12 protein-coding genes and 1 pseudogene are annotated in these 16,294 nt (G+C 36.8%); 9 read left to right on the top strand and 4 right to left on the bottom strand.

What is annotated here, in order from left to right; genetic code table 11:
• Positions 1 to 265, bottom strand: a pseudogene (locus HHL20_RS10490) (T9SS type A sorting domain-containing protein); the annotation flags it as partial.
• A gap of 666 nt (positions 266 to 931) precedes the next feature.
• Between HHL20_RS10490 and HHL20_RS10485 the strand changes: the two are divergent.
• The 8 genes from HHL20_RS10485 (at position 932) to HHL20_RS10450 (ending at position 11,978) form a co-directional block, all read left to right on the top strand.
• Positions 932 to 2,374, top strand: a complete 1,443-nt coding sequence (locus HHL20_RS10485) for an alpha-L-fucosidase (RefSeq protein ID WP_169231074.1) — start codon at positions 932 to 934, stop codon at positions 2,372 to 2,374.
• A 318-nt stretch (positions 2,375 to 2,692) separates the two neighbouring features.
• The gene (locus HHL20_RS10480; protein ID WP_169231073.1) at positions 2,693 to 5,344 is read left to right on the top strand and encodes a beta-glucosidase; all 2,652 of its coding nucleotides are present in this window, start codon (positions 2,693 to 2,695) and stop codon (positions 5,342 to 5,344) included.
• Between the two features lie 59 nt (positions 5,345 to 5,403).
• A complete protein-coding gene (locus HHL20_RS10475; RefSeq protein WP_169231072.1) occupies positions 5,404 to 6,495 on the top strand; it encodes a DUF5700 domain-containing putative Zn-dependent protease in 1,092 nt (363 codons plus the stop codon).
• A 261-nt stretch (positions 6,496 to 6,756) separates the two neighbouring features.
• Entirely contained in the window at positions 6,757 to 8,073 is a 1,317-nt protein-coding gene (locus HHL20_RS10470; RefSeq protein ID WP_169231071.1) for a PQQ-dependent sugar dehydrogenase, read from the top strand.
• Between the two features lie 99 nt (positions 8,074 to 8,172).
• Entirely contained in the window at positions 8,173 to 8,445 is a 273-nt protein-coding gene (locus HHL20_RS10465; RefSeq protein ID WP_169231070.1) for a hypothetical protein, read from the top strand.
• A 173-nt stretch (positions 8,446 to 8,618) separates the two neighbouring features.
• On the top strand, positions 8,619 to 10,007 hold the full coding sequence (lpdA, locus tag HHL20_RS10460; RefSeq protein WP_169231069.1) for a dihydrolipoyl dehydrogenase: 1,389 nt from the start codon (positions 8,619 to 8,621) through the stop codon (positions 10,005 to 10,007).
• A 394-nt stretch (positions 10,008 to 10,401) separates the two neighbouring features.
• The gene (locus HHL20_RS10455) at positions 10,402 to 11,016 is read left to right on the top strand and encodes a PH domain-containing protein (RefSeq protein ID WP_169231068.1); all 615 of its coding nucleotides are present in this window, start codon (positions 10,402 to 10,404) and stop codon (positions 11,014 to 11,016) included.
• A gap of 164 nt (positions 11,017 to 11,180) precedes the next feature.
• A complete protein-coding gene (locus tag HHL20_RS10450; RefSeq protein WP_169231067.1) occupies positions 11,181 to 11,978 on the top strand; it encodes a patatin-like phospholipase family protein in 798 nt (265 codons plus the stop codon).
• A 25-nt stretch (positions 11,979 to 12,003) separates the two neighbouring features.
• Here HHL20_RS10450 and HHL20_RS10445 read toward each other — a convergent pair whose 3' ends face one another.
• Entirely contained in the window at positions 12,004 to 12,435 is a 432-nt protein-coding gene (locus tag HHL20_RS10445) for a hypothetical protein (RefSeq protein ID WP_169231066.1), read from the bottom strand.
• Positions 12,436 to 12,887: 452 nt separating this feature from the next.
• Here HHL20_RS10445 and HHL20_RS10440 point away from each other — a divergent pair, with 452 nt between their 5' ends.
• A complete protein-coding gene (locus HHL20_RS10440; RefSeq protein ID WP_169231065.1) occupies positions 12,888 to 14,825 on the top strand; it encodes an SPFH domain-containing protein in 1,938 nt (645 codons plus the stop codon).
• A gap of 119 nt (positions 14,826 to 14,944) precedes the next feature.
• On the opposite strand, the gene HHL20_RS10435 is transcribed toward HHL20_RS10440, so the two are convergent.
• Both HHL20_RS10435 and HHL20_RS10430 read right to left on the bottom strand, forming a co-directional pair.
• Positions 14,945 to 15,640, bottom strand: coding sequence for an ABC transporter ATP-binding protein (locus HHL20_RS10435; RefSeq protein WP_169231064.1), 696 nt, complete (start codon positions 15,638 to 15,640; stop codon positions 14,945 to 14,947).
• A gap of 81 nt (positions 15,641 to 15,721) precedes the next feature.
• Complete coding sequence (locus HHL20_RS10430) at positions 15,722 to 16,282, bottom strand: hypothetical protein (protein ID WP_169231063.1); 561 nt, start codon at positions 16,280 to 16,282, stop codon at positions 15,722 to 15,724.
• Between the last annotated feature and the right edge of the window lie 12 nt (positions 16,283 to 16,294).

The following is a 16,294-nucleotide window of genomic DNA, read 5'->3' as shown; positions in this document are numbered from 1 at the left end:
CTGAGAAATATTTTTCCCAAACGGTCTCTCCCTGCTGGTTAAGCTTCATCAAACGAAGGTCATACCCCCTGTTTTGTCCGTTTCCAGAATCTTTAGAAGGAACAATAGAACTTCCCGAAATTAAATACTGCTGATCAATGGTTGGGGTAATTTGCGAGAGAAACTCCTGCGTGGAAGAGGGAATGTCTTTCTGCCAGACTACTTCTTGGGCAGAAATTCCCAAAACGGAGCATAAGAAAATTGCCCCTGAGTAGAATTTATTCATACAAAGTGTTTAGTGATAAGTATTATTATTGTTTAAAATTAAAAAGGTCTGAGAATACAGAATTCCGGTATTAGAATTTGAAGCGTTATGGAGAAATGGTCCGATAAGGATATGTTTTCATCATGTTTTTGTTTTTTTATTGACTTCGGTTCTTAGGAAATTTTTTCCATTGCTGCAAAACGAATGCTTACACACGACAAAAGATGTCGTATTATTTTAAAGATGCATTTTCCTGTTTTCAGGTTGGAAGTTTTCTAAAATCCGATGCGAAATTAGAAAAAATATATCTCCGGACAAAGAAAATGAAATGAATTTAATATGATGAAAAAAATGCTGGAAACAGCTTCTATGAATAATATTTACAGCTTAGTATTAGCAGATTGTTTTTATTCCTGTCTCAATTGATTTTAAGAAAAATTAATCTTCCATAAAACCATTTTAATAAAAATAAATTGATGAAAAAAAATGGAATTTTTAAGAGATAATCAAATGTCTTCGATAATCCTTCGGGTGTTGTTCGGGAACTCCTCGGAAAAAGTACCGTTTTTCCGAAGCCGACCCGAAGATGATCCGAAGAAAACCCGAAAAAGTTAATGTGTTAAAATTTTTGGTTCTTTATGGTAAAATTTTCTTGCTAAACACTAATTTAGCAAAAACGAAAACTTCATGTTCATCAGGCTAAAAACTAAAACCGTATTTCTTTCCGCATTCATTACCTCATCCGTATTTTTTTCACAGGCCCACAATGTTTCAGAAGGATATCAGAAACCGGACGATCCCTTGGTGGTACAAAATCTCGAAAACTGGCAGGATCTGAAATTTGGTCTTTTCATGCACTGGGGAACATACAGCCAGTGGGGAATTGTTGAAAGCTGGAGCCTTTGCCCAGAAGATGAATCCTGGACCCAAAGAAAACCCGAACACGGGAAATCATATTACGAATACGTAAAAAATTATGAAAATCTTCAGACGACTTTCAACCCGACTCAATTCAATCCTCAAAAATGGGCGGATGCCGTAAAAAAAGCAGGAATGAGATATGTGGTATTCACTACAAAACATCATGATGGCTTCGCCATGTTCGATACACAACAGTCGGATTATAAAATAACCTCTCCAAAAACGCCTTTTTCCAAAAATCCGAAAGCAGATGTTACCAGAGAAATTTTCAACACGTTCCGGAAAGAAGGGTTTAAGATCGGAGCATACTTTTCAAAACCCGACTGGCATTCCGATGACTACTGGTGGTCCTACTTTCCGCCAAAAGACCGTAATGTGAATTATGATCCGAAAAAATATCCTGAGAAATGGAACAGTTTTAAGAATTTTACCTTTAATCAGTTGAATGAAATCACTTCAAATTACGGAAAAATAGACATTCTGTGGCTGGACGGAGGCTGGGTGCGCCCATTCTACACCATTGATCCCAATGTCGAATGGCAGCGAACCATCAAAGTGGAACAGGATATCGATATGGATAAAATAGGGACGATGGCCCGGAAAAATCAGCCCGGAATCATCATCGTAGATCGCACCGTTCCCGGAAAGTGGGAAAATTATGTAACACCCGAACAGGCAGTTCCGGAAAAACCGCTCCCGATTCCCTGGGAAAGCTGCATTACGATGGGTGATTCATTTTCGTATGTCCCGAACGATAAATACAAATCTTCTCAGAAAATCATTGAAACACTGGTGAAAATCATTTCAAGAGGTGGAAATTACCTGATGAATATTGCTCCCGGGCCAAACGGTGATTACGATCCTGTTGTTTATGAAAGATTAAAAGAAATTTCATCATGGATGGAGAAAAACCAATCGGCTGTTTTTGCAACACGGAGTGTCGCTCCTTATCACGAAGGCAATGTTTATTACACCCAAAGTAAAGACGGAAGAACAATAAATATTTTTCACCTCGATGAAAAAACAAATTATGAAGCTCCATCAACATTAAATTTTACCATTCCGGAGAATTTTAAACCAAAATCAATGAAAGTTTTAGGATTAAAAAATAAAATTCAATGGAAACAATCAGGAAATGTAATTAAAGTTGATTTGCCGGAAGAAAGAACTCAGCTAAAATATTCAACAGTAATTCAAATTACACAATAGTTCAAATTGTAGACTATTTGATATCAAAAACGACATAGGAAATCGGAGCGTTAAAAAGAAATCTGATAACATTGAGAATTTCAGTTTATTAAGCTAGATGAAATTAAGAAATCAATAAATTAATTTTTTTATTAAGTTTTTAAGCTAATATTTTTTAGAATAATCAGAGTTCTAAAAAGAACAAAATCGAAGATTTTTTAAAGCTATTGTGGTCCTTTTCATTTCTAGTCATCAACTTTAAAATAAATTTGAATTCATCTTTTGTGACTTTTGCGGTTATATAAAGTTTAAACATTCTACAACTAAAATTATTTTACAATGCGATTTAAAATTATAGGAATATTCTTATTAAGCTCTGTAATTATTTCTGCTCAAAAACCTTTATATAAAGACCCTAAGCAACCGGTAGAAGCCAGAGTTCAGGATTTATTAAAAAGAATGACTCCTGAAGAAAAATTCTGGCAATGCTTTATGATTCCCGGAGATTTGGATCATGTTCCTAAAGATCAATATTCCCACGGAATTTTCGGGTTACAGGTGAGCGCAGGGAATCAGGGAGGCGGAGCGGCAGGACAATTGTTAACCTATAATGCCAATGAAGATGCAGGAAAGCTGGCCGGGAAAATCAATGCCATTCAAAAATATTTTGTCGAAGAATCCAGACTGGGAATTCCTATTATCCCTTTTGATGAGGCATTGCACGGATTGATGCGTGAGGGTGCTACGGCTTTTCCACAGGCTATCGGACTCGCAGCAACCTTTAATCCTGAATTGATGAAGGAAGTTTCTGCAGCTATCGCCAAAGAATCAAAACTGAGAGGAATTCGACAAATTTTAACACCGGTTGTCAATTTGGCAAGTGATGTTAGATGGGGCAGGACGGAAGAAACCTATGGTGAAGATCCCTTTCTTACCTCGGTAATGGGAGTAAGCTTTATAAGCTCTTTTGAAAAGCAGGGAATTGTTACCACTCCGAAACATTTTTTAGCAAATGTAGGAGAAGGAGGAAGGGATTCGTATCCGATCCATTGGAGCAGAAGATATCTGGAAGAAACGCATCTCATACCATTTGAAAAAGCCTTTCAACAGGGAAAAAGCCGTTCGGTAATGACTTCCTACAATCTGCTGGACGGAAGGCCTTCCACCGCCAACCATTGGCTTTTAACGGAAAAATTAAAAAAAGATTGGAATTTTAAAGGTTTTGTCATCAGTGACGCCAGTGCAGTAGGCGGGGCAAATGTCCTGCATTTTACAGCCAAAGATTACGACGATGCCTCTGCACAAGCCATCAACGCTGGACTGGATGTTATTTTCCAGACAGAATATAAACATTACAAATTGTTCATTCCGCCATTTTTAGACGGAAGAATTTCTCAGGAGAGAATTGATGATGCCGTAGCAAGGGTTTTAAGGGCAAAATTTGAATTGGGATTGTTTGAAAATCCTTATGTTTCCGATAAAGACATTCAGGAATTAAAGAAAATCAACCATAAACCTTTAGCTGAAAAAGCGGCTGCTGAATCTTTTGTGCTGCTGCAGAATACCAATAAAACACTTCCCGTTCCGGAAACGATAAAAAAGATTCTGATTGTCGGGACTGATGCGGTGGATGCAAGATTGGGTGGATATTCGGGACCGGGAAATAATAAAGTGAGTATTGTTGAGGGAATTAAAGATTTTGTTAAAAATAAAAATATTGAAATCACTTATTCAAAAGGTATCGACTGGAATCTGAAAAAGTTTGTCACCGTTCCTGCTGATTTTTTATCTTTTGAAAATCAGAAAGGATTAAAAGGAATGTATTTTTCCAATCCTGATTTGAAAGGAAATCCCGCTTTTGAAAAACAGGATGAACAATTGAATTTCAAATGGACGCTGTATTCGCCAAACCCTGAAAAGCTTCAGCCTGATAATTACAGCATTCGCTGGACTGGAAAATTGGAAGCTCCGGAATCCGGAAAGTATCAGTTGGGACTTCGTGGAAATGATGGTTTCCGTTTGTTTCTGAATGGAAAACTGTTGATTGACAATTGGGAAAAGCTCAGTTATTCGACCAAAACAGCTGAAATAGATTTTGAAAAAGATGAAAAGTATGATATAACCGTGGAATTTCGTGAAAATAGAGGTGAAGCCAATATAGAGCTTATCTGGAATTACGGACTGCCGGATTATCAGAAAGACTTTAAAAATGCTTTACAACTCGCTGAGCAAGCGGATTATATCATCGTAACTGCAGGAATCCATGAAGGTGAATTTCAGGATCGTTCTTCATTGGCGCTTCCCGGAAATCAGGAACCATTTATTGATGAAGTTTCAAAATTAAATAAACCGGTCACGGTTGTGCTGGTGGGTGGTTCTGCGATTAAAACGACCAATTGGAAAGATAAAGTCGGAGCTATTTTAGACGTCTGGTATCCCGGAGAAGAGGGCGGAAGAGCCGTGGCTAAAGTTTTATTCGGTGAAGAAAATCCATCCGGAAAATTACCAATTACTTTTCCGGTAGAAGAGGGACAACTTCCGTTATCTTACAATCATCATCCGACCGGACGTGGAAATGATTATTACGATCTGAGTGGCGAACCGCTGTATCCTTTTGGTTTCGGATTGAGTTATACGACTTTTGAAGTTTCGGATTTACAGTTAAACAAACTACAGTTTACAACAAAAGATACGATTACTGCCACAGTCAATGTAAAGAATACAGGTTCGAAAGCAGGTAGTGAAGTTTTACAGCTTTATGTGAAAGATTTACTCGCCTCAGTTTCAAGACCGATTATTGAACTGAAAGGTTTTCAAAAAGTATATTTAAAACCAGGTGAAGCAAAACAGGTTTCGATTGAAGTTCCGGTGAAAGAATTACAGTTTTTAGACGAGAAAATGAACTGGATTGTTGAAAAAGGAACATACAGAATTTTTGTCGGGAATTCTTCAAAAAACCTTCCGCTGAAACAGAATATTGAGGTGGAGTAATAATATGATTGTATTTGCTTATTTAATTATATTTGCTGCATTAATAAGGATTATAAATAATGATAAAACGATTACTTTTAATAATTTGTAGTTTACATACATTTCAGTTATTATATTCACAGAAATTTGACGATTCTGCATGTTGGGAGTATTTCAGGATTACGGATAAATTAAGAAAAGACCAGCCGGTTGATCCTGTGGAATGGAAGCATTTCATAAAAAATGAAGCCATACAGGTTTACCTTAAAGATCAGGGAGTAGACAGTATTTATATCGATAATTACAGGAAAATTATGGAAACAGTCTACATGCCAAAGAATGAAGCAAAACTACAGCAAAGGCTCAAAGATCCCTATAACAACTGGTGGACCTACATCATCAACGAATATAAGATTAATGAAGATAAGATGAAAGCTTATCTTAAGAACATTGAACAACAGCCGGAAAAATATCTTGATCTTTCTTATCAGTATAGTTATCAGATGCTTCCTAAAAAAGATCATAAAAGAGCTCCGGAATATAAAATTACGATTATCCCTGTTCATAATGATGCCCATGTGGAAAATGGCTGGATGATTTACACTTTACTGGCTGCTTATTTCAATGACTATAATAAAATGGGGATACTGGGTGGCCATGAGTTTCAGCATGTGTTGCGGCCGAGAATGGATTTTGATGTTGATCAGGAAGATCTTGTCATCGTAAGTATGCTACAAAGAATTCTGAATGAAGGGTCGGCCGATCTTATAGACAAAAGATATCAGGGAGAAGATGCTAAAAATTTGCTGGAATTTCAGCGCGGATATCCCGAGAGTTTTTTATCTGACGGTTACAAAACGTTAAAAAATATTGATTCCTTACTTTCTGCAAAACCTTTGGAGAAATCACAGTTAAAATTAAATAAACTGTTTAAAGGATGGAATACAAGCGGGCATATACCGGGATATTATATGGCTAATATTATTGAAAAGGCAGGGTATAAGAAACAATTGATCAAACATATTGAAGATCCGTTTAATTTTGTATATCTCTATAATAAGTCAGCAAATAAGACTAAAGATGCCTATGTAATTTCTGATCAGACCATTGCCATAATAGAAGATCTTGATAAAAAATACAGGCCTAAATCGCATATTGTGCGACATCAGTGAGAAAAATATTTTCTTAAACCTTTCATCAATATTATCAGAAAATAATCAAACATATTGTTCCTGATATAGTAAATAGGATTCAAACAAATTTAAATTGAACAGTGCAGGTAATTACTTGTACTGTTTTTTTTAGATATTGTTATTCTAAATCTGTTTCAAAAATAAGGATTTAGTCTTTATCCATTTGTTTAAATGAAAAACCAATCGATTCCTAAGGAATGGTTTTTGCAAGTCTCTTATCAACCATTATCACTAAAATTTATGAAAAAATATCTTTTACCAGCTTTGGCGCTGACTTTCTTCAGCTGTAAAGAAAATAAAAACGAAAAAACCTCAACTCAGAAAGAAGTCGTCACAGAAACGGATACGCTGAAGTTGCCTGCACCTGACGAGAAGAACTCCAAAAACAAATTCAGTAATGTCATCGGATGGCCCAAAGGAAAATCGCCTGTTGCTCCGGAAGGTTTTACCGTAACCCGGTTTGCAGATAATATAAAAAGCCCGAGAAATATGATTCAGGCTGAAAACGGCGACATTTTTGTCGTTCTTTCCAACTCGGAGCGTTCCACAACAGAGAAAATTAAAAACGATATCAGCGGTAAAAGTGATGCTGAAGTCGGAGGCAAATCTGCCAACAGGATCATCTTATATCGTGATGCCAATAAGGATGGCTTTCCCGAATCGTCTTCCGTATTTCTTGATAAGCTCAATCAGCCTTACGGAATGCTTATTATTAAAGATAAATTTTACGTAGCCAATACCGATGGACTTTGGGTATATCCCTATAAATCGGGAGATACAAAAATTACCCAGCCTGGTAAAAAGATTGTAAATCTTCCCGCCGGAGGATATAATAACCACTGGACAAGAAATTTAATCGCCAATAAAGACCAGTCTAAAATTTACATCAGTGTAGGTTCAGGAAGTAACGTAGGCGAAAACGGAATGGAAAATGAAGTACGGAGAGCCAACATTCTTGAAGTAAATCCTGACGGAAGCGGAGAGAAAATTTTTGCAGCGGGTCTGAGAAATCCAGTTGGAATGAGCTGGAATCCCCTTACCGGCGAACTCTGGACGGTTGTCAACGAACGGGATGAACTTGGTGACGAACTGGTTCCGGATTATCTTACTAGTGTAAAGCAGAATGCATTTTATGGATGGCCTTATGCTTATTTCGGGAAAAATGAAGATCCGAGAAGAAAAGGAGAAAAACCTGATCTCGTTGCTAAGACCATTGTCCCGGATGTTCCGCTGGGAAGTCATACCGCCTCTTTAGGACTCGCTTTCTATACCGGAAGTCAGTTTCCGGAGAAATATAAAAACGGAGCATTTATCGGACAACACGGATCATGGAACCGATCTTCTCTCGCAGGGTATCAGGTAGCATTCGTACCTTTTGCGAACGGTAAGGCTTCAGGTCCGTATCAGCCTTTTCTTACAGGATTTATTGCCAATGAAGCAAAAGGAGACGTCTACGGAAGACCTGTAGGGGTACTTCAGCTTGCTGACGGATCTATACTTGTTGCCGACGATGTAAGCGGAGTAGTATGGAGGGTTTCCTATAATAAAAATAAGTAAACAATTCTTATTGAATTGTGGTATGATATATGCAAATATTCCGTTATAAACCTGAATGATATAAGGCTAAAATTAAGATCATTCAAAAAATAAAAAGTTATGAAAAAGTTTTTAATACCAACACTTTTACTTTTAGGTTTGTCAGGTGGAGCTTTTGCACAGAAACATCCTTTACGTCCTCCCGCACCTCCGCATCCTTCCAGAAGCGAACTGTACAACAGTAAGGCGAGGGAATTAGACAAAAAATATAACACTGAAAAAAGGTTGATTCTTAATCATCCGCTGGCGACCAAGAAAATGAAAAGCGATCAGCTGAAAGCCCTTAATCTCAGATATCAGAATGAAAAAAAGCTGTTAAGAGCTACCAGATAGAGTAAGCATAACAGAGAACTTATCCTCTTAACGGAAATAAAAAAGAGAATGCATTAGCGTTCTCTTTTCTTTTTTTAAATACAAGATAATGTCTTTCATTCCATCTATGTTGTAAGCTAAGAAAGGCTGAACATCCAATATTTTTCCTTAAATTCGCATAAAATTTTAAACTAATGAATTACGATATTATTGTCATCGGTAGTGGTCCCGGTGGATATGTTACTGCAATCAGAGCGGCGCAATTGGGTTTCAAAACTGCAATTATCGAAAAAGAAAGTTTGGGAGGGATATGCCTTAACTGGGGATGTATTCCTACAAAAGCTTTGCTAAAGTCTGCTCAGGTTTTTCATTATATTAATCACGCTGAAGATTATGGCTTAAATAAAGTGGAAGGTAGTTTTGAATTTCCTAACGTAATTCAGAGAAGCCGTGGCGTAGCCAATAAAATGAGCAAAGGAATCGAATTCTTAATGAAAAAGAATAAGATCGATGTAATTTTAGGGACCGCCAAAGTACAGAAAGGTAAAAAAGTTTCTGTTACCGATAAAGACGGAAAAGTAACCGAATATACAGGAACACATATTATAATCGCTACTGGTGCGCGTTCAAGAGAATTGCCGAACCTTCCTCAGGATGGTAAAAAAGTAATAGGATACAGACAGGCATTATCTCTTCCTGAACAGCCGAAATCGATGATCGTTGTAGGTTCAGGAGCAATCGGGGTAGAATTTGCCGACTTCTATAATACAATGGGAACAAAAGTTACGGTGGTGGAATTTATGCCGAATATCGTTCCTGTAGAAGATGAAGAAATCTCTAAGCACTTAGAAAAATCTCTGAAAAAATCAGGGATTGAGATCATGACCAACGCTTCTGTGGAAAGTGTTGACACCAGCGGAGAAGGCGTAAAAGCTAACGTAAAAACAGCTAAAGGAAACATTACGCTTGAAGCTGATATTTTATTATCTGCTGTCGGTATTGCTGCAAACATCGAGAATATTGGTCTTGAAGAAGTAGGAATCCAGACGGATAAGGGAAGAGTTTTGGTAAATGAATGGTACGAAACTTCAGTTCCCGGATATTATGCAATCGGAGATATCATTCCGACTCAGGCATTGGCACACGTTGCTTCTGCAGAAGGAATTACCTGCGTTGAAAAAATCAAAGGAATGCACGTCGAAAAAATCGACTATGGCAATATTCCGGGATGTACGTACTGCCACCCTGAAGTTGCTTCTGTTGGTCTTACTGAAAAGCAGGCTAAAGAGAAAGGGTATGAAATCAAAGTGGGTAAATTCCCTCTTTCTGCAAGCGGAAAAGCAACAGCAAACGGCAATACAGACGGTTTCATCAAAGTTATTTTCGATGCTAAATACGGAGAATGGTTAGGCTGTCATATGATTGGAGATGGCGTTACCGATATGGTTGCTGAAGCGGTTGTTGCCAGAAAGCTGGAAACTACCGGTCACGAGATCATCAAATCGATTCACCCGCACCCAACAGTATCCGAAGCGATTATGGAAGCTGCTGCTGCTGCTTATGGAGAAGTGATCCATATTTAATTTGATAATTAAATTATAAATATAGTAAACCACAGATTTTGTCTGTGGTTTTTCTTTTTGAAAGAGCCTGTTTAAATTTGACATTTAAAGTTTTTAAATTCTATTATTTTTAAACGCAAAGATTTAATTCAACTTTACACATTACTTTTAGAAAGCAAAGGCAAATAAAATTGCTTCACGAAGCTTGAAGAAATAGCTTCATCAAATCAACCTGTTGATCCTCCTTTGCTTACTTAAATAATTAAGTCTTTAAATTAAATCTTTGCGTCAAAAAATGAATGAAATTTTTGAATAATTAATCAAATTTAAACGAGCTTTAGGATAATTTTTTTGATTTTATCTAAGTTATTTTCTTAATTTTATTCACTAAACAAAATACAAATTAAAATAAAGTATGTTCAAAAAATTAGCTGCAGAAGCGTTAGGATTAGGAGATATTGGCAAAATTATTCCTTCCCAGGATTATGATAAGGTAGATTCTGATGATTATATCTTGTCAGAAGACAATGAGAAAATTTTCTTTCTTATTAAATCCAAAAGAGATGAATACTGCTTTACCAACAGAGCACTGATTCATATTGACGGAGCAAGTGCTTTGGATAAAAAAAGAGTGTTGAGAAGATATGAATATTACGAATTCCCTTTCTCCAATATTGCCCTGCAGACGGCAGGAACCATTGATCTCGATGTCGAAATATCTTTTAATATCGGAAATGTTCCGCTGATGATCAGTGTAACGAAAAGCCAGATCGATCAGCTTAAAGATTTGTATAAAGCCCTATTGGCAATCCAGCAGGCTGTTCATCACAATCAGGCACTGTTGAATTTTTCAAATGACAGTTTACAGAAAGCCATCACTACGGTAGCCTCCGGTAAACAGGAAAATGTATCGAAAAGTCAGGAATTAAGAACAATCAACGAATATATTTTTGCCTGGAATACTACAAGTTTTGATAAATATATTCAGAAGGATTTCTCAAAAATATTTGAAAAGTATATTAATAACTAATAACATATAAATGAGCCTGGAATTTTCCGGGCTTTATTATTTTGTTCATATAACAGTAGACTGTCTTACGTCATTTGGTAAGCGATACAATATTATTTAGAGCTACCTAATAAAAAATTAGATAGTGCTGTCTTTATTCTGTGGTATTTTCTTAAATTTATTCAATGAATTTTGAAAAGGTAGGTCTTGTTTTATCGGGCGGCGGTACAAAAGGAATTGCACACGCAGGAGTTTTAAAATTTCTGAGGGAAAAAGATATTGATGTTCATGTTCTGTCATGCTGCAGTGCAGGTTCTATCGTAGGTTCCATGTATGCTGTAGGAAAAAGTCCGGAAGAAATTCTGGAGTTCTTCAATTCGGTATATTTTTTCAACTGGAAACATTTTGCGTTTAATCAGCCCGGACTTGTATCTTCGGTGATTTTCAGGAATTACCTGAATCCTATTTTCGGAGATATGAAGCTGAAAGATTTAGGAAAAGAGGTTAAAATCGTTGCTACAGAACTTGTAACAGGGACAGAAAAGATCTTTGATCAGGATTTTAAAGTAGTTGATGCTATTATCGCTTCATGTTCCATACCGGGAATTACTACTCCTTACATTATTAACGAAGAAATGTATTGTGACGGGGGAGTGCTCAATAATTTTCCTGCAGATATCATCAGGGATGAATGTGATAAATTGATCGGCGTTTTCGTTTCTCCTCCTCATGATATTAAAATTAATGATCTTAAATCCATTAAAGCTATTGTTTCCCGTTCTTACGATTTATTGTCTTACAGGATTGAAAAGATAAAATTCGACTATTGCGACTGGTTTATCTCTTCGCAGGAGCTTTCCACTTACGGAACTTTCGAAAGAAGAAAGGACCGCCTTGAGAAAATATTTCAGATAGGCTATGAGGCAGCAAAGGAAAGCTTTAACGAAAGTAATTTTTATCTGGTTAAAGAATCCCGTGCATAAAAAAGCCCACCTTGGTGAGCATTTTTTAATATTTTACAACAAATCCATCCTGACTTACAATTGTTTTCCCATTCTGATCTTCTACAGTAAGCGTGTAAGGTGCTTTTTTAGCAGAGTCGGTAAGATAATTTCTCCAGACCTGGTAGGTGTATCCTTCATTGCTGAATTCAAAGTAATAATTTCCTCCAGATCCGTCAGGAATTAATTCTCCGCCACTGATGATCATACTTGGTTTGGACGTGATTTTTCCATTGGCCGGCCAGGACTGGTAAAGGTATTTTCCATCCGGCTGCTGATCGATTTTAATTTTAAATTTTTTAGTTTTAATGATTACGGATTTCGGTAATTTTTCCTGCGAATAGTGGATTTTTGGAATCGGATTTTCAGTAACAGCTGTTGCCTGCAGCAATGAAATCTGAACGATACAGAAGGTTCCCAACAAAATTTTTCTGAACATTTTAAAGTATTTTTTAGGCAAAAAATTAATCAAATTTAAAGCCAATGCATAGATTGTTGATTAGGTTTAATGATAATTTCCTGTCAAAAATTTTTAGATTTTTAATAAATACCAACATCAAATAAAAAATAATTGGATTGATTTTCAAGGGATTGAAAACTATTTGTGAAAATATTTAAGTTTTTCGAAACAAGTGAATATTTTTCTTGCGTACATTTGTATGGTCAAAGGGATCTTGTTCCTTTCTTATCAAAATGAAACTAATTAACTTTAAGTTTTTTCTTTTAAAAGTATCAGAAATCATCTTCACGATTTTTAATACTTCTCCTCCTGTAATTTCTTAATTTTTTTTGAAAGAATTATCACATAATTCGTACTCTGTTTTTCTTTTCTGAAAAAATAGAGCACCACTCCTGTTTTCAAATTTAATCAAACAAAAAAACAAACAAACTATGGAATTAGGTTTTCATGGCTGGATGATTCCGGTCGTAATGGCATTATTATGCATTATTTTTTACAAATTTATATTAAGAATTTTCTTTGGGTTGGTCATAGTTCCGCAAGACAGAATAGGATTGGTTACCAAAAAATTTGTACTCGTAGGTAAGCAGGAACTTCCAGAAGGAAGAATCATTGCAACCAACGGAGAAGCAGGTTTTCAGGCCCAGACTCTGGCTCCCGGAGTGTATTTCGGAAAATGGATATGGCAATATTCTATTGACTTTCAGCCTTTCATTGTAATTCCGACCGGAAAAATAGGTTTGCTTCTTGCGAAAGATGGTATGGAGCTGGAAACCGGAAGAATTTTAGGAAGAAAAGTAGACTGCGATTCTTTTCAGGATGCTGAAGCTTTTTTAAAAAACGGAGGGAGAAAAGGCCGTCAAACCGCTATTATTGCCCCGGGATCTTACAGAATCAACACATTATTATTTGAAATTGAACTTACGGATATGACCCAGATTCCGGATAATGCGGTAGGAATTATCACAACAATGGAAGGAAGTCCTTTGGAAGAAGGACAGATTGCAGGGAAAATCATCAAGGATCATAACAAGTTTCAGGATGTCGACACTTTTTTAAATAATGGCGGCTACAAAGGTCTTCAGGAACAGGTGATTCTGGCGGGTTCATATTTCTTAAACCCTTGGTTTACAAAAGTTGAAATGGTAAAAATGACGGAAATTCCCATTGGTCATGTTGGGGTGATTATAAGCTATGTAGGTGAGGAAGGGCAGGATTTAAGCGGCGTAGATTTTAAACACGGAAATATTGTGGAAAAAGGACATAAAGGTGTTTGGGCAGAACCAATTGGTCCCGGAAAATATCCGATCAATCCTTATATTATGAAAGTGGAACTGGTTCCTACAACAAACCTTGTCTTAAACTGGGCCTATGAAAGAAGCGAATCCCATCAGCTGGATAAAAATCTTTCCACAATTACCGTACGAAGTAAAGACGGGTTCCCTTTCAATCTGGATGTTTCACAGATTATTCATATTCCAACCTATGAAGCACCGAAAGTGATTGCCCGTTTCGGAAATATGATCAATCTTGTAAGCCAGGTTCTGGAACCTACGATTGGGAATTATTTCAGAAATTCTGCACAGGACAGCGATGTTATTGCCTTCCTGGGAACCCGTAAAGAAAGACAGCAGTCTGCAAAAGATCATATCAGCAGCGTTCTGGAACAATACAATGTGAATGCAGTGGATACTTTGATCGGCGCCATCGTTCCTCCTGAAAGTCTTATGAAAACTTTGACGGACAGAAAGCTGGCGGAAGAGCAGAAAATCACTTATGAAACAGAAATGCTTGCTCAGGAAACGCGTCAGGCTCTGGAAAAAGAAACTGCCGTTGCAGATATGCAGAAAGAAATCGTAAAAGCTGATCAGGGTGTCGTGATTGCAGAAAGAATTGCTGATGCATCCGTGAAAAAGGCAACCGGAGATGCAAATTCTGTAAGATTGCAGGCAACTGCAGAAGGAGACAGGCTGAAACTTTTGGCAAACGGTGAAGCTGAAAAGACAAGACTCCTCGCAAAGGCCGAAGCCGAAAAAATAGAATTGCTGGCCAAAGCAAGTGCAGAGCAAATCTCTTTGACAGGTAATGCTGAAGCTGAAAAAATCCTGGCCATCGGTAAATCTAATGCGGAATCTTATAAACTGTCTGTAGAAGCAATGGGAGGAAATAATTTTACACAATTAAAGATCATGGAAAATATTGCCAGTCAGAATGTTAGAATTATGCCTGAAGTTTTGATCGGAGGCAGCGGAGATTCTGCGAACGGAGGAATCAGCGGACTTTTGGGACTGCAGCTTTTGGAACAGGTTCAGAAGAAAAATCTGGAAACAGTTCCGGCAATAGAAGAGAAAAGTGATAATAATTCTTAAATATTTTGCTTAAAGAATAAAAAATTCGTTTCCACTTTAAAAACTTTTAACCATCTATATATATCTTTTGCCAAAGTTTGGTGCAAAAGAGAAAAGCTCCAAAATCTGGAGCTTTTCGTTTATGCGGTATAACTTGCAAATGCTTCTTCAAGACTGGCGAACTTTCCTTTAAATTCGTCTATCGGGCAATCCTGCAGGATATTTCCTTTATGAATAAGAATTACCCGTGAGCAAAGCGCCTCTACTTCCTGCATGATATGGGTGGAAAGCAAAACCGTTTTTTGCTGACCGATTTCTTTCACTACATTTCGGATTTCGATGATTTGGTTAGGATCCAGTCCGTTGGTAGGTTCATCCAGTATCAATAGATCCGGCTGATGAATGATGGCTTGTGCAAGACCCACTCTTTGTTTATATCCTTTTGAAAGCTGTCCTATTTTCTTAGATTTTTCAGGCGTAATTCCTACAAGTTCTATTACCTCATCTACTCTTGCTGAAGGAATATGGTGGATGTTTGCAACAAACTGCAGGTATTCTTTCACAAACATCTCAAGATAAAGCGGATTGTTTTCCGGAAGAAAACCTATATTTTTTTTGCTTTCTATCTCGTCTTCGGTAATGCTTTTACCGTTAAAAATTATTTCTCCTTCATCAATTTTTAAGGCTCCGACAATAGATTTCATTAATGTGGATTTTCCGGCGCCGTTCGGGCCCAAAAGTCCGATAATCTCATTTTTGTCGATGGAAATATTAATACTGTTCAGCGCGGTTTGTTCACCAAACTTTTTGGTAAGATTGTTTATATGAAGAGACATACTCGTAATGATCTTTTTGCAAAAATAAAAATAAAAAAGCTCATTCTGATGAATGAGCCTCGTTAATATTTCTGTAATCGATTATTTCTTTGTTTTTCTGTCTTTATTACTGCCGGTATTTGCAGCGGAGCCTGAATTAACAGGACGATTCGCCGGATTTCCCATGGCAGCTGTTTCCGGTTTTTCATACAGTGAAGATTTCCCATTTAACCTTCCGAAAATTTTGTCGACCTGTTTTTTATTCAGAATCTGAGATTTTCCGACATATTTCCTGTTTTTGTTAATGTACTGAATAAACTGAACGGTGGGCTGTCCGAAATTTTTTTCAAAGTGAAGCTCAATAATATCGTTGGGAAGTTCCAAAACAATATTGCTTACCGGTATGTCAATAAATCCATTGCTAATAAGCTCATACAGACCCGAAACATCTTTATTGAGGTTCTCAAAAGAAAATGATCGGAAGGTATTAAGGTTAGCGGTATTTAGATCCTGATAATTGATTGTAAATTTATTGTCTTTTTTATATAAACCTACGGAATTATCTTTACCTACTTCTACCACAGTTTCATTTTTCAACACTTTTATTTGTGAGAAAGCCGAAAAACCTAACACACATGCAAACAGTAGAATAATTTTTTTCATTAGTTGATTTTT

Origin of the sequence: Chryseobacterium cheonjiense (assembly GCF_012927265.1) — a bacterium.
Classification (GTDB): domain Bacteria; phylum Bacteroidota; class Bacteroidia; order Flavobacteriales; family Weeksellaceae; genus Chryseobacterium; species Chryseobacterium cheonjiense.
Note: the sequence above shows the minus strand (reverse complement) of the source record. Positions and strands in the feature narration are given on the sequence as shown.